The following is a 16,863-nucleotide window of genomic DNA, read 5'->3' on the forward strand; positions in this document are numbered from 1 at the left end:
CGTTTTTCCGCACCCGATCAACCAAGGACTATTCATGAGTGAGTTCAACACGACCCCGAAGCTCGTCCTGCTTCCGGCCGTCGATGTCGCCGACGGGAAGGCCGTGCGGCTGACCCAGGGCGAAGCCGGAACCGAGACGAACTACGGCGACCCCGTCGACGCGGCCGCCGACTGGGCGAGCCAGGGCGCCGAGTGGATCCACCTCGTCGACCTTGACGCGGCATTCGGCCGGGGGAACAACTCCGGTGTCATCCGCAAAGTGATCAAGCAGGTGCGTGGGGTGAACGTCGAACTGTCGGGAGGCATCCGTGATGACGCGTCCCTGGAAGCGGCACTCGCGACGGGTGCGAAGCGCATCAACCTCGGCACGGCTGCCCTCGAAAACCCGGAGTGGGCGGCGAACGTCATCGGGCAATACGGCGAGGCTGTCGCTGTCGGCCTCGACGTGCGCGGAACGACTCTCGCCGCTCGCGGCTGGACCAGGGACGGCGGTGACCTCTGGACTGTCATCGACCGCCTCGAACAGGCCGGGTGCGCCCGGTACGTGCTCACCGACGTCACCAAGGACGGCACACTGCAGGGTCCCAATCTGGACCTCCTCCGGCAGGTGATGGAGCGCACCAACCGCCCGGTCATCGCTTCGGGCGGAGTATCGAGCCTCCACGACCTCGTCGCTCTGCGCTCTCTCGTTCCACTCGGGCTCGAGGGCGCGATCGTCGGAAAGGCTCTCTACGCCGGCGCGTTCACGCTGGCTGAGGCGCTGGATGTCGCATCCGACTAATTCCGCGGACTCCGCAGGTCAGCCGTGGGAAGGCCGATCGTTCGACGACAACGCTTTTTCCTCGGACGACGGATCGGCTCCGCCGCACCTGATCGATGCGCTCACGCGATTCCGCAGCGGTAGCACCGGCGAGTCGGAGGTTGTGGATGCGTTCCGCACAGCCCGCCTGCTCATCCCGCTCGTGGCGCACGCCGGCGACGTGGGAGTGGGCCCGAACGGTCAGATCGTCGACAAAACGCAGGAACTCTCGATCGTCACCGTCGCTGGCCCCGATGGGAGGAACGTTCTCCCCGTGTTTTCCTCCGTCATGGCCATGTCCGTCTGGAACCCGATCGCTCGACCGGTTCCGGCCGACGGGGTCAGGGTGGCACTCGCAGCTGCCAGTGAGCAGACCGACCTGGTCGTCCTCGACCCGACGAGCGAGACCGAGTTCGCGCTCCGCCGACCGGCGCTGTGGGCGGTCGCGCAGTCACAGCCCTGGCAGCCCGGATACCTCGACCCCGACGTTCTGGGCGCGTTTCTGACGAGCGTGAGGACGGAACTCGCCGTCCTCGATGTCCGGCTCGACGCCGGAGATCGGTCTGCCAGGCTCAGTGGGCCCGAGGTGGTGGTTCGCCTCGAACTCATCGATGGTCTGACCCGCGCTGAGCTCGACGCGACCCTGAATCGGCTTGCGCAGCGGTGGGCAGCCGACGACACGATTGCCACGCGGGTCGACTCCCTCCGTGTGACCCTCGCGGCGTCGAGTTGACAGCCGGTTTGACCCCGTCGGTGGTGCCGTCGCATGCCTCGGGTGCATAGTGGAATCCGGAAGGGATCACGATGCCAGAAGCCACAGGACATGTGACGGCGGTCGACGCGGGAACATTCGACCTCATCCTCACCCGTACCTTCGAGACACCGGCCGCCGACCTGTGGGCGAGTCTCACCGACCCGAGCCGAACAGCCGCCTGGCTGGGGCCGTGGCGGGGTGAGCCGCGCGTCGGGGAGACGATCGAACTGCAGATGGCGTTCGAGGAGGGCGACGCCTGGAGCTCAGTCCGCATCGATCACTGCGACGCGCCGAAACGGATCGCAGTGACCGTCCTTAATGAGTCAGGAGACTGGGCTCTGGGAGCACGGCTCGACGAGGGCGACGGCGGCACACGGCTCACCTTCATTCACCACCTCGACGACCCGGCACTCGCCGAGTATTCGGGACCCGGCTGGGAGTATTACCTCGACAACCTGGTCGCGGTCAGGGCAGGGACGCCGCTTCCGGACTTCGCCGACTACTACCCGGCACAAGCCGACTACTTTCTCGGGGAGATCCGCCGCGCGCAGGAATAGCAGCGACGCCAGCCAGCAGTTCGAGGACAGAGCTCCAACGCGTGTACACGCACCACACGAACTGCGCGGCCGGAATCGCGGGTGGCGCAATATGTACGGGCTCGACCGATTGCGCCATACTGACCACATGACCACGGCTCAACCCCCGGCGCGGCGGACCCTTCTCGTGCTCCTGAGCGTGCTCGCCGTACTGGTGATCATCGCTTTCGTCGCGGTTTTCACCCGCGGCGAGCCGGCGCTCCTCGACGAGTCCACTCCCGAAGGCGTGGTCCAGCGTTACTCCGCCGCCGTTCTCGACGGCGATGAGGACGCCGCGATCGAGTACCTGGCGGACGACGTGCAGGACGAATGCGGCACGGTCGAGAACTTCGCGTCAGACGACATCCGGATGACGCTGGTATCGACGAGTCTGCGTGACGATTCGGCCGATGTCGATGTTCTCATCACGACAGGCGGCGGGGGCCCGTTCGGTTCGGAATACAGCTATGAGGAGAGCTTCCGCCTGGTGAAGGCGGGGGAGGGCTGGCGGGTGGAGACCGCCCCGTGGGAGCTGGCCGTGTGCCAGATGGACGGGGTCGTCGAGTGACCACGTCACCGGCCACCTACCGCGAACAGCGACCGGCGTCGACGGCAGGGCAGACCGTGCGTCGCGTTATCGTCTTCACGTTGCTCTTCACCCTCGTCGTCATCACGGCCACCGGGATCCAGTCGCTGGTCGCGCTTCTCCTCGAGAGCGGCACCACCATCGTCGGGACCGAGACGTCGACGGTCGCCCAGGCTCTGGCGTTCACCCTTGTCGGCGGTCCGATCGCCGCGGCGCTGTGGTGGTTCGTCTGGAGACGCGCGGCCGAACCCGGTGAACGCGGAGCCGTCGCATGGGGACTGTACCTCGCGGCCGTGCTGATCGTTTCCCTGATTGCATTCACCACGGCGCTCCTGGGCACCGCCGCCGCGCTCGTCGGGGGCGACTGGGAAGCATCGAGTTTCTCAACCGGGATCGTCTGGGCTGCCGTCTGGGTCTGGCACCGCTGGATGTGGAGACATCCGTTCAGGGGTTCGATCCGTCTCGCCACGGTTCCGTCGGTCCTCGGCGCGGCATTCGGACTCATCGTCGGGGTCAGCGGCACGCTCGGCGCACTTTCCGGTCTCTTCGACGCAGCCATCAGCGGGTTCACGGCGGCGTCCACGATCGGTGGACCGTGGTGGGAAGGTCCGCTTGGGTCCCTGGTGTGGGCGATCGGCGGAGGCGCCGTCTGGGTGTGGCACTGGTTCATGGAGCGCGCGGGCGCCACCGTCACCGGTTTGTCCAACGTGGCCCTCGTCGCACTCGGAATCCTTGGAGGCACCCTCATCACCCTCGGCGGAATCGCAACCGCCCTCTTCGTGGCCCTCCGGTTGCTGTTCGATTCGGCTGATCCCATCCGTGAACTGCTGGCTCCGCTCCCGCTGGCGATCGCCGCAGCTGCGATCGGTGCCATCGTCTGGGTCTATCACCGCGGAGTCGCCGATCTCAGAAGCCCGTCCACCAGACAGGCCGGCGTCCTGGCAACGAGTGGAGTTGCTCTCGTCGCGGCCGCGTCGGGGATCGGGGTCATCGTGAACTCGGCTCTCGGCATCCTCGTCGAACCACTCGCCGGAGGCGACACGCGCACCCTGTTGCTGGGTGGCCTGAGTGTTCTTCTCGTGGGTGGACCGGTCTGGTGGCTGACCTGGCGTCCGCTTTCTCCGGCGGATGCCGCTGAGTCGTCGACCGGTCGGCGCATCTACCTGATCGCCGTCTTCGGTCTCAGCGCCGTCGTTGCGCTCATCACCCTGCTTGTGATCGGATTCCGGCTGTTCGAGGTCTTTCTCGATGGAGGATCCGACCTCGTGGACCAGATCCGTGCTCCACTGGGCCTGCTGACGGCAACAGTGCTGGTCGCCGGCTATCACTTCACGGTCTGGAGGCATGATCGGGCCGACGCGATCGCGTCAGCGCCGACCGTTCGCCCGCGGACGATCGGCGACGTGATTCTCGTCACGGCCGCAGACCCCGCGCCGCTCGCGGAGGCGATCGAATCAACATCCGGTGCGGCAGTCACGGTGTGGCGTCGGGCGACGCAGGGGACGCAGGGGACATCGGTCGAGTCGGCCCCGGATCCCGACGTTCTCGCGCGGGCACTCGAGGGAGTGTCGGGCAACCGGGTCCTGGTCGTCCTCGGCCCGGGCGACCGCCTCGACGTGATCCCGCTGGCCGACTGACCGCAGCCTCCCAGCCGCTCGTCAGCTGAACCGAGCGAGGCGGGGCGACCGCATATTAGGCCCAGGGCGTGGACGGGCGTCCACGGGCGGGGACGCCGCACACGCCGCGGAGCGGTGAAAGTGCTAGTTGACTGGCCCCGTCCATTTTTCGCCCGGCCCTTTACCGATCGCATCCGGGATGACGGATGCCTCGCGGAACGCCAGCTGCAGGGACCTCAGCCCGTCACGGAGGCTCCGGGCGTGCATGTCACTGATCTCGGGTGCTCCTGCGGTGATGAGTCCGGCGAGGGCATTGATGAGTTTGCGTGCTTCGTCGAGGTCGATCTGGCTGTCAGGGTCGTCTGCGAGACCACATTTGACGGCGGCTGCGCTCATGAGGTGGACGGCAGTGGTGGTGATCACCTCGACGGCTCCGACGTCGGCGATGTCGCGCGTGGCATCCGCTGCCGCGTCTTCGACGTTGTCGTAAGGGGATTCGTTAGTGCTCAATGCCAACCTCTGCTAGACTCTAAGACGGCTCCGGGACAATGTTCCGGTACGAAAGAGGATTTTTCCCACCCGCGCTTGACCGCTTCACTAAGGTTACCGGGTTGTTGTGCTCCGCCAGACGCGTGGTCTCCACGCTGAGGTAGTCAGGGTACGAGCCGCTGTGATGGTTTCGACCGTCGTGGCTGCGTGTGTGATTTCTCCTCTCTCGCCCGATGACGGCATCCGTCGTCATCGGTGGTAAACGAGATTTGAGTTAGAGGAGTTACGCATTAGCGATCCCCGTACAAACGACCGTATCCGCGTCCCCGAGGTCCGCCTCGTCGGTCCCGCCGGAGAACAGGTCGGCGTCGTCAAAATTGAGGTGGCGTTGAGCCTGGCGCAGGATGCCGACCTCGATCTCGTCGAGGTCGCTCCGAACTCCAAGCCACCGGTCGCAAAGATCATGGATTACGGCAAGTTCAAGTACGAGGCTGCGCAGAAGGCCAAGGAGGCCAGGCGCAACCAGGCGAACACGATCCTCAAAGAGGTCCGTTTCCGTCTCAAGATCGACACGCACGACTACGAGACAAAGCGCAAGCGCGCCGAGGGCTTCCTCAAGGCAGGCGACAAGGTCAAGGCAATGATCCTGTTCCGCGGCCGTGAGCAGTCCCGCCCCGACCAGGGTGTGCGCTTGCTCCAAAAATTTGCCGAAGATGTGGCGGAGTTGGGCACTGTTGAGTCCTCTCCGACCATCGACGGTCGAAACATGGTCATGGTGATCGGGCCTCTGAAGAACAAGTCAGAGGCCAAAGCCGAGGCCAACGCACATCGTGCTGCCACTAAGGCAGCGAAGCAGGAGGAAAACAATGCCTAAGCAGAAGACCCACTCTGGGGCCAAGAAGCGCTTCAAGCTCACCGGTTCCGGCAAGATCAAGAAGCAGCAGTCGGGCATGCGTCACAACCTCGAGGTGAAGTCCGGCCAGCGCAAGCGTCGCCTGAACACCGACCAGCTTGTTTCGAAGGCCGACACCAAGAACATCAAGAAGCTTCTCGGTCGCTAGACCAGACCCGTTAGGAATATAGACAAATGGCAAGAGTAAAAAGGGCGGTAAACGCTCACAAGAAGCGTCGTAAGATCCTTGAGCGCGCCGAGGGTTACCGCGGTCAGCGTTCACGCCTGTACCGCAAGGCCAAGGAGCAGGTCACCCACTCCATGGTTTACGCGTACCGTGACCGCCGCCAGAAGAAGGGTGACTTCCGTCGCCTCTGGATCCAGCGGATCAACGCGGCATCGCGTGCCAACGGCCTTACGTACAACCGCCTCATCCAGGGTCTCGGCCTTGCCGGCATCGAGGTCGACCGTCGCATCCTCGCTGAACTCGCCGTTCACGAGCCCGCGACCTTCGCCGCCCTCGTCGAGAGCGCCAAGAAGGCTCTCCCCGCCGACACGTCGGCTCCGAAGGCTGACGCTGCAGCGTAGTCCACTGCCTCTTGCGAGAAGGGCGCCCCGCCTCGGCTGGGCGCCCTTTTCTGTTGCCTGGCGGCGGGCCTCCGGGTCGCTGAGGCACCCGCCCCTAGACTGGGGGCGTGCTCGATAACCCCCGTTCTCCGCGCGTCCGATCGGTCGCCAAGCTCGCCAAACGACCCGCCCGCGCCGAGACCGGCCTGTTTCTCCTCGAGGGTCCTCAGGCGGTCTCCGAGGCTCTGACCTTCCGGCCCCAGGTGCTCGTCGAGCTGTACGCGACGCCGACCGCCCTGGAGCGGTACACCGAGATCGCACAGGCTGCCGTTGATGCCGGCGTCGACGTCGAGTTCGTCACCGAAGAGGTGCTCAACGTGATGAGCGACACGGTGACGCCGCAGGGCTTCATCGCGGTCGCCCACCAGTTCCCGACATCGATGAAAGATATCTTCGCCGCCGGCCCCCGACTCATCGCCATTCTCGAAGAGGTGCGTGATCCGGGCAATCTCGGCACCATCATCCGGGCCGCTGACAGCGCAGGGGCGGATGCCGTCATCCTGACCGGACGTACCGTCGACCTCTATAACCCCAAGGTTGTCCGGTCGACAACCGGTTCGCTCTTCCACCTGCCGATCGCAGTCGGAGTCGAGCTTCCGGCCGTCATCGAGCGGGCCCGCGCCGCCGGCCTTCGCGTCCTCGCCGCCGACGTGAAGGGGGAGAGCCTCCTCGACGCGCGCACCTCAGGTGAACTCGTGCAGCCGACAGCGTGGCTGTTCGGCAACGAAGCGCACGGCCTCAGTGACGAGCAGCTTCCGCTGGCGGATGCCGCGATCATGGTGCCTATTTATGGTCACGCGGAGTCGATGAATCTCGCGACGGCAGCATCCGTTTGCCTGTACGAATCCGCGTTCGCACAGCGCGCCGAGACGGTCTGAGTTCGTTCCCGGTGTCTTGGTTACAACTGAGTAACGGGGACAGGTCCGTCATGCGCCGGAAACACTGAGTCCCCTACGTTAGATTCCATGCAGTCGAACGAGCACGATGAACCGTCGGCCCCTGAGCGAAGCCGCCCTCGGTACGAGACGACAAGCAATCCGATCGTCGCCGCCCAGGGCGAGCCTCTCGTCGTCGTGGAGAATGTAGAAAAGTTCTTCGGCGATTTTCAGGCGCTGAAAGACATCAACCTCACCGTGACCAAGGGCGAGGTCGTCGTTGTCATCGGACCATCCGGGTCGGGTAAATCAACGCTCTGCCGCACGATCAACCGGCTGGAAACCATCAGCAAGGGTGAGATCCGGATCGATGGCAAGAAGCTTCCTGAAGAGGGAAAGCAACTGGCCGAGCTTCGGGCCGACGTCGGAATGGTCTTCCAGTCGTTCAATCTGTTCGCTCACAAAACGATCCTTCAGAACGTCACACTCGGACCCATCAAGGTTCGCGGGCAGAGCAAGGCCGATGCCGAGAAGGCAGCGATGGTGCTGCTGGAGCGGGTCGGCGTTGCACAGCAGGCCAACAAGATGCCCGCTCAACTCTCTGGAGGCCAGCAGCAGCGCGTCGCAATCGCTCGCGCACTTGCGATGAAGCCCAAGGTCATGCTTTTCGACGAGCCGACCAGCGCACTGGACCCGGAGATGATCAACGAGGTTCTCGACGTGATGGTTCAGCTCGCTGCCGAGGGAATGACGATGGTCGTGGTGACTCACGAGATGGGCTTCGCGCGAAAAGCCGCCGACCGCGTCGTGTTCATGGCCGACGGCGAGATCGTCGAAGAGGCGACTCCCGAAGAGTTCTTCAAGACGCCCAAGAGCGACCGTGCGAAAGACTTCCTGTCGAAGTTGCTCTCGCACTAAAGACTGCACCAGCAGATCGAGGTCCGGTCCGCCGGCCTCACGGAGAAAGGAAATCACATGAAGAAGAGATTGACGCTTCTCGCCGCCACAGCAGCCGCGGCGCTCGTTCTGACCGGGTGTGCCGGGGGCACGGAAGAACCAGGATCACCCGCTCCGGAAGAGGGCGAATCGAGCGGCGAGCTCTTCGAGGTAGCGACGGATGTCGACCTCGAAGGCAGCCCGACGTTTGATGCCATGACGGAACGCGGTTCGGTCAAGATCGGCGTGAAGGAAGACCAGCCAGGGCTGGGCTACCTCGACGCCGCAACCGGTGAGCGCACCGGATTCGACATCGACATCGCACGGTGGATTGCTGCATCGCTCGGCTTCGCCGAAGACGACATCGAGTTCGTAGCCATTCCGAGCGCTAACCGCGAGGCATCGATCGTAAATGGTGACATCGACTACTACGTCGGCACCTACTCGATCACTGACGAACGCAAAGATCAGATCGACTTCGCCGGACCGTACTTCATCACGGGCCAGGGAATCCTCGTCGCTGCCGACAACGAAGACATCACGAGCGAAGACGACCTCGCTGGCACGACGGTCTGTTCCGCGACCGGCTCGACGCCGATCCAGAACATCAAGGACAACTTCCCCGACACCGACACCGAGGAATTCGACACGTACTCACAGTGCGTCGAAGCCCTCAACGACGGCTCGGTGGATGCTGTCACCACAGACGCAGCCATTCTCATCGGCTACGCCGCACAGGACCCGGACAACCTGAAGGTTGTCGGCGAGCCCTTCACCGAAGAGCGTTACGGTGTTGGCCTGCCCCTCGGCGATGACGCGCTCCGCGCGTTCATCAACGACATGTTCACCGAAGGTGGAGACACCTGGCAGGGCATCTACGACGCCACGCTGGGCCTGTCAGGTACCGAGGTCGAACAGCCCGAGGTCGACGCCTACTAAACCCGCAACCTGAGGGCGGGGAGGACTCCCCGCCCTCAGGCCTGCACTCCGAATCACACTAGACACAGGGAAGAAGGTGAACTCAGGTGGATACCCTGATCAACAACATCGACCTCTTCATCTCGGGATTTCGCAACACGCTGATCCTGTTCTTCTTCTCCTCGATCTTCGCCCTGTTGATCGGCACGGTGGTGGGCGCGATGCGTGTCGCCCCCGTGCCGATCATGCGGGGCGTCGGTACCGTGTACGTCAACCTCATCCGCAATACCCCGCTGACGCTGCTGATGTTCTTCTTCGCGTTCGGCTACCCCAAGCTTGACCTTCCCAACCCGGGATACACGAACCTGGCGATCATCGCCCTGAGTATTTACACGGCAACTTACGTCGCCGAGGTGCTGCGTTCCGGCTTCAACACCGTTCCGGTGGGCCAGGCAGAGGCTGCCCGCGCCATCGGTCTTCCATTCGGACCGACCATGTCGCTTGTGATCATGCCCCAGGCGTTCCGTGCAGTCATTCCGCCGATGATGAGCGTGTTCATCGCCCTCCTGAAGAACACCACCGTCGCTGCCGGGTTCTCTGTGGCTGAGGCGGGGACCATCCGGGCGAACCTGTCCGAACGGGGAGAACCCGCCATCGTGGTGCTGCTCTGGGTCGCTCTGATCTTTGTTCTTCTCGTCGGGCTCCTGTCCTGGCTCCAGCGCTACCTCGAACGTCGATGGAGGGTCCTCCGATGAGCAGCGTTCTGTATGACGCCCCCGGCCCGCGGGCCATCCGCCGACACCGGATTCTCGGAGTCCTCACCATCCTGGTCATTGCGATCGGGCTCGGGTTCGTGGTCTACCAGCTCGCGCAGACCGGTCAGTTCTCCGCTGCGAAGTGGCGACTCTTCACGTTCCCGCTGGTGCAGCAGAAGGTGCTCGAAGCGCTGATAGCGACGCTGACGGCATTCGGTCTCGCCGCTGTGCTGAGCCTGGTGCTCGGCTTCGTTCTTGCCGTCGGCCGACTTTCGGAGCACGCCTGGATCCGAATCCCGGCAACCTGGTTCATCGAGCTGTTCCGTGCCATCCCGGTTCTGATTCTGATGATGATCATGTACTACGGGCTCCCGCCGCTGGGAGTGACGTTCGTCACGCCGCTCGTCGCCGTCGTCACCGGCCTCACGCTGTACAACGGTTCCGTCCTGGCCGAGATCTTCCGCGCCGGTGTCGAGTCATTGCCGAGTGGCCAGAAAGAGGCGGGCTACGCGCTCGGTCTGCGCAAGAGCGGTGTGATGTCGCTGATCCTCTTCCCTCAGGCGATCCGGGCAATGATGCCTGTGATCATCTCGCAGCTGGTCGTGGTTCTCAAGGACACGGCACTCGGTTTCATCGTCACCTTCCAGGAACTCCTGTACCTCGCGAAGTTCTATGGAGCTCAGGTCACGTACGGCTCGCCCATCATCCCCGCCACAATTCTCTTCGGCACGATCTACATCCTGCTGTGTCTCATCCTGGCCGCCGTCGCGAAATGGGTCGAGATCCGGACCCGTCGCAGCCCGCGGATTGCTAAGCCCACAGGTGGCGACGATGAGAACCTCGAATCGGGGAAGGCACCGTTCATCGGCCAGCAGATGGGCGGAGCGGCACCGATTCAGTAGCGCTGCAGAAGGGCACCGCGCCACTCGGTAGACTTGGGGACCGTGTCTGACTCTCCCCACATTTCCGAAGCCACCGTGAACGCTGCGGTGGAGGCGGCGCTCGAGGCCATCGTCTCTGCAGCCGACTCCTCCGCCCTCAAACAGGTCCGCACCGAGCACACCGGGGAGTCGTCGCCCCTGGCAAAGCTCAACGGCACGCTCCGCGCTGTCGCGCCCGACCAGAAGGCCGCACTCGGCAAACTCGTCGGCCAGGCGCGCGGCCGTGTGAACGCCGCCTTCGCTGCTCGGGAGCAGGAGATCCTCGACGCCGAGAACGCTGCACAACTCGAGGCAGAAGCCGTCGACGTCACCGCACTGCCCAGCCGTTACCGGGCCGGCGCACGGCATCCGCTCACTCTTCTGCAAGACCGGGTGTGCGATGTCTTCACCGGCATGGGTTGGGAGATCGCCGAGGGGCCGGAGGTTGAGAGCGAATGGTTCAACTTCGACGCACTCAACTTCGACGCAGACCACCCCGCTCGGGCGATGCAGGACACCTTCTTTGTCGACCCGCCCGAGTCGCACCTCGTGCTGCGTACGCACACGTCGCCGGTGCAGGTCCGCTCGATGCTGGACCGCGAGTTGCCGGTATATGTTCTGGCTCCCGGTCGGGTCTACCGAACCGACGAATTCGACGCGACGCACCTGCCCGTGTTCATGCAGTTCGAGGGCCTCGCCGTCGATAAGGGCCTGACCATGGCGCACCTCAAGGGCACGCTCGACCACTTCGTGAAGTCGATCTTCGGCGATGAGGCGAAGATCCGCCTGCGTCCGAGCTACTTCCCGTTCACCGAGCCGAGCGCCGAACTCGACTTCTGGCACCCGACGTTCAAACACGGTCCACGGTGGATCGAATGGGGCGGCTGCGGCATGGTCAACCCCAATGTGCTCCGCGCAGCGGGAATCGACCCCGAGGTCTACTCCGGATTCGCGTTCGGCATGGGCATCGAGCGCGGCCTGATGCTCCGCAACGACGTGCAGGACATGCGAGAAATGGTCGAGGGCGACGTCCGCTTCTCGCAGCAGTTTGGAATGGTGGTTTAAATGCGGGTCCCGCTCAGCTGGCTGGCCGAATACGTCGACCTTGCGCCTGGAACGACGACCGAGAACGTTCATGCAGCGCTCGTCTCCGTGGGTCTGGAAGAAGAAGACGTACACACCTTCGACGTCACCGGTCCTGTCGTCGTCGGTGAGGTCCTCGAATTTGTCGAGGAACCGCAGAAGAACGGCAAGACGATCCGCTGGTGCCAGGTCCGCGTCGCTCCCGACGGCGAGACCGCTGCCGACGGCGGACCCTCCGTTCACGGCATCGTCTGTGGAGCAGACAACTTCTACGTCGGTGACAAGGTCGTCGTGACGCTGCCGGGCGCTGTACTGCCCGGCCCGTTCCCGATCGCCGCCCGCAAGACGTACGGCCACGTTTCCGACGGCATGATCGCCTCCACCCGCGAACTCGGACTCGGTGATGAGCACGACGGCATCCTGCGCCTGTCGACGCTCGGCGTCGACGCCGAAGTGGGAACGGATGCCATCGCGCTGCTCGGTCTCGACGACGCCGCCGTCGAGATCAACGTCACCCCCGATCGGGGCTACGCGTTCTCCATCCGCGGAGTGGCACGCGAGTACTCCCACGCCACCGGTGCCGCGTTCCGTGACCCGGCAACCCGACCCGAGCTCGACACTCCGATCGGTGACGGCTTCCCCGTCGCCTTCGACGACCGCGACCCGATCCGGGGCCAGCAGGGCGTCCGGCTGTTCTCGACCCGCATCGTGCGCGGGGTCGACGCCTCCCGTCCGACCCCACCGTGGATGGTGTCGCGGCTGAAGCTCGCCGGCATCCGCTCGATTTCGCTGCTCGTCGACATCACCAACTACGTGATGCTCGAACTCGGACAGCCGATGCACGGCTATGACCTCGACAAACTCACCGGTGGGATCGTCGTTCGCCGTGCGGTACCGACCGAGACCATCGAGACCCTCGACGGCCAGACGCGCACCCTCGATCGTGAGGACCTGCTCATCACCGACGGCTCAGGCGCCATCGGCATCGGCGGCGTCATGGGCGGTGCTCTCACCGAGATGAGCGAGACAACGACGAACGTGCTGATCGAGGCAGCCAACTTCGACCCGGTGTCGATCGCGCGCACCGCCCGCAGACACAAACTGCCGAGCGAGGCGTCTCGTCGGTTCGAGCGCGGTGTCGACCCGGTGATTGCCACAGCGGCGACCGCCCGCGTCGCCGAGCTGCTGGTCTCACTGGCCGGTGGCACAGCGGATGCCGTCGCCGGACTGGTCGGAGACCCGGCGACGCCGGAACCGATCGAGCTTCCGACGGGATATGTGTCCACCCTCATCGGCGTGGATTACACCGACGACGAGATCCGGAACTCACTGCAGGAGATCGGTGCATCGACGGCCGACGCCGACGGCGGGCTGCTGGTCACCCCTCCGACCTGGCGTCCCGACATCACCGACAAGTCCGATCTCGCCGAAGAAGTAGCGCGCATCGTCGGCTACGATCGCATCCCGTCCGTGCTGCCTGTTGCACCTGCCGGACGCGGGCTCACCCGCGAACAGCGGATCCGCCGCACGGTTGCTGACTCACTCGCCGCCGCCGGGTCGACCGAGATCGTGGCGTTCCCGTTCCTGCCCGCAGCAGCCAACGACCTGTACGGGTCGCCGGTCGATGGCCCTGTTGCCGCTGTGAAGGTCGCGAACGCGCTGGATGCCAGTGCCCCGTTCCTCCGCACCACACTGCTGCCCGGCCTCATCGAGGCCGCAAGGCGCAACCTGTCACGTGGCCTCGTCGACCTGTCGCTGTTCGAGATCGGTCTCGTCTTCACGCCGGAGGCCGGTGTGGCCTACGGGTCCGCAGAGCTGCCTTCGGGTGTCGAGCGCCCGAGCGCCGAACAGCTCGCCGTGCTCAACGCGGGCATTCCGCCACAGCCGCGGCACGCCGCAGTCCTGTTCCTCGGCAACACCATTGCCAAGCAGCCCGGCCAGCCGGTCGTGGCTTCGGGGATCGCCGATGCGCTTGACGCCGTGAAGCGGATCGCCTGGGCGACCGGTGCCGAGATCGACGTCGTGCAGGGCAGTCACAAGGCGCTGCACCCCGGCCGCACAGCCGAGCTGCGAATCGGAGGAACCGTCATCGGCTACGCCGGCGAGTTGTTGCCGACCGTTGCCGCCGAGGCCGATCTGCCCCGCGTTGTCGCCGTCGCCGAACTCGACCTCGACGCGCTCATCGCTGCGACGGCGGCCGAGCTGCAGGCGCGTCCCATCCGTGCGCTGCCTGCGGCCACCCAGGACCTGTCGATCGTTGTGCCCCGCACGACGCCGGCGGCGGCCGTGCTCACTGCCGTGCGCGAAGGAGCAGGAGACTTGCTCGAAGACATCCGTCTGGTGGATGACTACCGGGGGCAGGGGATCGACGCTGAGGCGAAAAGCCTCACGTTTGCGTTGCGGTTCCGTGCCGACGACCGGACACTGACCGCGGCCGAAGCGTCAGACGCGAAGCTCGCCGGGTACGCGCTTGCTGCCGAACGGTTCGGGGCGGTCATCCGCGACTGACCCCCAGCGAGCCGCCCGACGGCATCCGCCCGCCCGGTCGAGCAAGCGCTGCCCGAGCAACCCGTGCTGCAAATTCAGGAGACTGCTGCAAATTCAGGAGACTGCTCCAAATTCAGGAGACTGCTCCAAATTCAGGAGTTCGTGTGCGACGCGCCGTACGGGAGCGCTCTCACCACGGCGTGTCGGCAGAATCTCCTGAATTTGAAGCGGCAGCAACTCCCGGGCGCGGAGGGCTACCAGGCGCCGGGCTGATAGTCCTTGAGGAAGCAGCCGTAGAGGTCCTCGCCGGCCTCGCCTCGCACAATCGGGTCGTAGACCCGAGCAGCGCCGTCGACGAGGTCGAGCGGGGCGTGGAAGCCCTCCTCGGCCAGCCGCACCTTCGTCGGGTGCGGGCGCTCGTCGGTGATCCAGCCGGTGTCGACAGCGGTCATGAGGATGCCGTCCTTCTCGAGCATCTCACCGGCACTCGTGCGTGTCAGCATGTTGAGCGCGGCCTTGGCCATGTTCGTGTGCGGATGCCCCGGCCCCTTGTATCGACGCGAGAACTGCCCCTCCATGGCTGAGACGTTCACCACGTACTTGCGGTGCGCTGACGACGCAGCCATGGACGGGCGCAGACGACTGATCAGCAGGAACGGCGCCGTCGTGTTGCAGAGCTGCACTTCGAGCATCTCGAGCGGGTCGACGTGCTCGACGTTCTGCACCCAGCTGTTGGTCGTCTGCAGGTCGGGCACGAGTCCGCCGGCGTCGATCGCTGAACCGTCCGCGTGCTTCGCGAGAGACGACGAGCCCGGCGCCATTGCCAGGTTCGCCAGGTCTGCCGCTGTCAGAGCGGGCGACCCGGCTTCGGCCACAGTCCCGGCGAGGGAGGCGACCGAGAGCAGCGGATGCGCCGCCACAGATGCCGCGAGAGCTTCAGGATGCTGGTCGGCGGTGTGCCCGAAGGTCTCCATCTCGGGGAGCGGGCCGTCGGGCAGCGGCTGCAGTTCGGCATCCGCCAGCAGCGAGTACGAGCCGGGGGAGCGGCGCACCGTCTGGGCGGCGTTGTTGATGAGGATGTCGAGGGGCCCCTGCGCAGCGACCGAATCGGCGAGCCCGATCACCTGGGCAGGGTCACGCAGGTCGATACCCACCACACGCAGACGGTGCAGCCAGTCCCCGGAGTCGGGCAGCGACGCGAACCGGCGAACGGCATCCCGCGGGAACCGCGTCGTGATGGTCGTGTGCGCGCCGTCGCGCAGCAGTCGCAGGGCGATATACATGCCGATCTTTGCCCGGCCACCGGTGAGCAGTGCACGCTTGCCGGTGAGATCCGTGCGGGCGTCACGCTTGCTGTGGCTGAATCGAGCACAATCCGGGCAGAGCTGGTGGTAGAACGCGTCGACCTGGGTGTACGGCTGCTTGCAGATGTAGCAGTTGCGTGGCTTGAGCAACTCGCCTGCGGTCGGAGCCTCAGTCGTCGTCGCGAGCGGTATGCCGCGCGTCTCGTCATCGATCCGATCGGATGCCCCGGTGGCCGTCGCAGCGATGACCGCCTTGTCTGCGTTGGCGATCGTGTCGCGCAGTTCGCGCCTGCGGGTGCGCTTCACCGCCTTGAACATGGCGGCGGTCGCGCGGCGCACGGTGACGTAGTCCGGGTGTTCCTCGTCGATGGCGTTCATCGCGGCGAGGACACGCAGCGTGGTCTCGAGGTCGGTGGGGTCGATCCCGTCGCCGGGGGAAGCGGGTTCTGAAGTGGCGGCGGTCATTTGGGCGATTCTACCGGAGCATCCATGCGAAGTCGCCGCGCACCGGAGAGGGCGGAGTGGAAGGATGTTCCCATGAATCCGATCGAGTGGTTGTTCGACGCGCAACTGGTGATCGGCACGCAGACGATCCTCTGGCGCGAGATCGTCGGGAACGTCTTCGGCATCCTCAGCGCCGTCGGCGGGATGCGCCGCAAGGTGTGGGCGTGGCCGGTCGGGATCGTCGGCAACGTGCTGCTCTTCACCGTGTTCCTCGGCGCTGTCTTCGGCACACCCAACCCGGTCAACCTGCTCGGTCAGGCCGGCCGGCAGGTGATGTTCATCATCGTGTCCATCTACGGTTGGGTGCAGTGGTCTCAAGCGAAGAAATCGACCACCAACACCGCGGTCACCCCGCACTGGGCGTCCAACAGGGTGCGCGTGCTGCTCGGGCTCGGTCTCGTCGTCGGAACACTCGCTCTCACACCACTGTTCCGCGCCCTCGGCTCGTTCGAACCGGTGTGGGCAGACGCGTGGATCTTCATGGGTTCGCTCCTCGCCACCTACGGCATGGCGAAGGGCTGGGTGGAATTCTGGCTGATCTGGATCGCCGTCGATATCGTCGGGGTGCCGCTGCTGATCAGCGCGGGCTACTACGCCTCTGCCGTGCTCTACCTCTTCTACGGTGGCTTCACCCTCGTCGGGTTCATCATCTGGATGCGCGTGCAGAAGAAGAACTCATTGACGATCGAGACGACATTCCCCGACCCGACGGTGAAGCGCTGACCCTGCCTGGCGTCGCGAGG

The 16,863-nt window shown here is 65.0% G+C and carries 18 protein-coding genes; 16 read left to right on the forward strand and 2 right to left on the reverse strand.

All coding sequences use genetic code 11. The features are described from left to right. Positions 1–34 precede the first annotated feature (34 nt). From priA to IWX78_RS14130, 5 genes are all read left to right on the forward strand, one after another. Positions 35–781, forward strand: a complete 747-nt coding sequence (priA, locus tag IWX78_RS14110; protein ID WP_196834234.1) for a bifunctional 1-(5-phosphoribosyl)-5-((5-phosphoribosylamino)methylideneamino)imidazole-4-carboxamide isomerase/phosphoribosylanthranilate isomerase PriA — start codon at positions 35–37, stop codon at positions 779–781. Next, the gene (locus IWX78_RS14115) at positions 765–1,532 is read left to right on the forward strand and encodes an SseB family protein (protein WP_196834236.1); all 768 of its coding nucleotides are present in this window, start codon (positions 765–767) and stop codon (positions 1,530–1,532) included. Before priA ends, IWX78_RS14115 begins: the two co-directional genes overlap by 17 nt. A 71-nt stretch (positions 1,533–1,603) precedes the next feature. After that, positions 1,604–2,110 carry an SRPBCC family protein gene (locus IWX78_RS14120; protein WP_196834238.1) on the forward strand — a complete coding sequence of 169 codons (507 nt, stop codon included), beginning with the start codon at positions 1,604–1,606 and terminating at the stop codon, positions 2,108–2,110. 127 nt (positions 2,111–2,237) lie between these two features. Continuing rightward, on the forward strand, positions 2,238–2,696 hold the full coding sequence (locus IWX78_RS14125; protein ID WP_196834240.1) for a hypothetical protein: 459 nt from the start codon (positions 2,238–2,240) through the stop codon (positions 2,694–2,696). Then, positions 2,693–4,351 (forward strand): DUF5671 domain-containing protein, encoded by a 1,659-nt coding sequence (locus IWX78_RS14130; protein WP_334684750.1) that lies wholly within the window; start codon positions 2,693–2,695, stop codon positions 4,349–4,351. Before IWX78_RS14125 ends, IWX78_RS14130 begins: the two co-directional genes overlap by 4 nt. Before the next feature lie 123 nt (positions 4,352–4,474). On the opposite strand, the gene IWX78_RS14135 is transcribed toward IWX78_RS14130, so the two are convergent. Beyond that, entirely contained in the window at positions 4,475–4,840 is a 366-nt protein-coding gene (locus tag IWX78_RS14135) for a DUF1844 domain-containing protein (RefSeq protein ID WP_196834242.1), read from the reverse strand. 268 nt (positions 4,841–5,108) lie between these two features. Between IWX78_RS14135 and infC the strand changes: the two genes are divergently transcribed. From infC to pheT, 10 genes are all read left to right on the forward strand, one after another. Next, positions 5,109–5,693 (forward strand): translation initiation factor IF-3, encoded by a 585-nt coding sequence (gene infC / locus IWX78_RS14140; RefSeq protein ID WP_196834308.1) that lies wholly within the window; start codon positions 5,109–5,111, stop codon positions 5,691–5,693. After that, positions 5,686–5,880, forward strand: coding sequence for a 50S ribosomal protein L35 (rpmI, locus tag IWX78_RS14145; protein WP_196834244.1), 195 nt, complete (start codon positions 5,686–5,688; stop codon positions 5,878–5,880). Before infC ends, rpmI begins: the two co-directional genes overlap by 8 nt. A gap of 26 nt (positions 5,881–5,906) precedes the next feature. Continuing rightward, a complete protein-coding gene (rplT, locus tag IWX78_RS14150) occupies positions 5,907–6,299 on the forward strand; it encodes a 50S ribosomal protein L20 (RefSeq protein ID WP_121673378.1) in 393 nt (130 codons plus the stop codon). 107 nt (positions 6,300–6,406) lie between these two features. Next, a complete protein-coding gene (locus tag IWX78_RS14155) occupies positions 6,407–7,216 on the forward strand; it encodes a TrmH family RNA methyltransferase (RefSeq protein WP_196834246.1) in 810 nt (269 codons plus the stop codon). Positions 7,217–7,303: 87 nt separating this feature from the next. Further along, entirely contained in the window at positions 7,304–8,131 is an 828-nt protein-coding gene (locus IWX78_RS14160) for an amino acid ABC transporter ATP-binding protein (RefSeq protein WP_196834248.1), read from the forward strand. 57 nt (positions 8,132–8,188) lie between these two features. Beyond that, a complete protein-coding gene (locus IWX78_RS14165) occupies positions 8,189–9,088 on the forward strand; it encodes a glutamate ABC transporter substrate-binding protein (RefSeq protein WP_196834251.1) in 900 nt (299 codons plus the stop codon). Between the two features lie 86 nt (positions 9,089–9,174). Beyond that, the gene (locus tag IWX78_RS14170; RefSeq protein ID WP_196834253.1) at positions 9,175–9,822 is read left to right on the forward strand and encodes an amino acid ABC transporter permease; all 648 of its coding nucleotides are present in this window, start codon (positions 9,175–9,177) and stop codon (positions 9,820–9,822) included. Continuing rightward, positions 9,819–10,724 carry an amino acid ABC transporter permease gene (locus tag IWX78_RS14175; RefSeq protein WP_196834255.1) on the forward strand — a complete coding sequence of 302 codons (906 nt, stop codon included), beginning with the start codon at positions 9,819–9,821 and terminating at the stop codon, positions 10,722–10,724. The genes IWX78_RS14170 and IWX78_RS14175 overlap by 4 nt, the downstream gene beginning before the upstream one ends. Positions 10,725–10,766: 42 nt before the next feature. Continuing rightward, positions 10,767–11,807: a phenylalanine--tRNA ligase subunit alpha gene (pheS, locus tag IWX78_RS14180; protein ID WP_196834257.1), complete on the forward strand. Its 1,041-nt coding sequence runs from the start codon at positions 10,767–10,769 to the stop codon at positions 11,805–11,807. After that, the gene (gene pheT, locus IWX78_RS14185) at positions 11,808–14,333 is read left to right on the forward strand and encodes a phenylalanine--tRNA ligase subunit beta (RefSeq protein ID WP_196834259.1); all 2,526 of its coding nucleotides are present in this window, start codon (positions 11,808–11,810) and stop codon (positions 14,331–14,333) included. Between the two features lie 233 nt (positions 14,334–14,566). Here the strand turns inward: pheT and IWX78_RS14190 are convergent, their stop codons facing one another. After that, entirely contained in the window at positions 14,567–16,081 is a 1,515-nt protein-coding gene (locus IWX78_RS14190) for an SDR family NAD(P)-dependent oxidoreductase (protein WP_196834261.1), read from the reverse strand. A gap of 72 nt (positions 16,082–16,153) precedes the next feature. On the opposite strand from IWX78_RS14190, the gene pnuC reads away from it, so the two are divergent. Then, complete coding sequence (pnuC, locus tag IWX78_RS14195; RefSeq protein ID WP_196834263.1) at positions 16,154–16,843, forward strand: nicotinamide riboside transporter PnuC; 690 nt, start codon at positions 16,154–16,156, stop codon at positions 16,841–16,843. The last annotated feature ends 20 nt before the right edge of the window (positions 16,844–16,863 follow it).

It is taken from the genome of Mycetocola sp. CAN_C7, assembly GCF_015752285.1.
GTDB lineage: Bacteria > Actinomycetota > Actinomycetes > Actinomycetales > Microbacteriaceae > Mycetocola_A.

Excerpts from the sequence above, each read along its gene's own strand:
- priA (WP_196834234.1), top strand. The coding sequence starts at position 35 with ATGAGTGAGTTCAACACGACCCCGAAGCTCGTCCTGCTTCCGGCCGTC.
- IWX78_RS14190 (WP_196834261.1), bottom strand. The coding sequence starts at position 16,081 with ATGACCGCCGCCACTTCAGAACCCGCTTCCCCCGGCGACGGGATCGAC.
- pheT (WP_196834259.1), top strand. The coding sequence starts at position 11,808 with ATGCGGGTCCCGCTCAGCTGGCTGGCCGAATACGTCGACCTTGCGCCT.
- IWX78_RS14160 (WP_196834248.1), top strand. The coding sequence starts at position 7,304 with ATGCAGTCGAACGAGCACGATGAACCGTCGGCCCCTGAGCGAAGCCGC.
- IWX78_RS14115 (WP_196834236.1), top strand. The coding sequence starts at position 765 with ATGTCGCATCCGACTAATTCCGCGGACTCCGCAGGTCAGCCGTGGGAA.
- IWX78_RS14165 (WP_196834251.1), top strand. The coding sequence starts at position 8,189 with ATGAAGAAGAGATTGACGCTTCTCGCCGCCACAGCAGCCGCGGCGCTC.
- pnuC (WP_196834263.1), top strand. The coding sequence starts at position 16,154 with ATGAATCCGATCGAGTGGTTGTTCGACGCGCAACTGGTGATCGGCACG.
- rpmI (WP_196834244.1), top strand. The coding sequence starts at position 5,686 with ATGCCTAAGCAGAAGACCCACTCTGGGGCCAAGAAGCGCTTCAAGCTC.
- rplT (WP_121673378.1), top strand. The coding sequence starts at position 5,907 with ATGGCAAGAGTAAAAAGGGCGGTAAACGCTCACAAGAAGCGTCGTAAG.
- IWX78_RS14175 (WP_196834255.1), top strand. The coding sequence starts at position 9,819 with ATGAGCAGCGTTCTGTATGACGCCCCCGGCCCGCGGGCCATCCGCCGA.
- IWX78_RS14125 (WP_196834240.1), top strand. The coding sequence starts at position 2,238 with ATGACCACGGCTCAACCCCCGGCGCGGCGGACCCTTCTCGTGCTCCTG.
- IWX78_RS14120 (WP_196834238.1), top strand. The coding sequence starts at position 1,604 with ATGCCAGAAGCCACAGGACATGTGACGGCGGTCGACGCGGGAACATTC.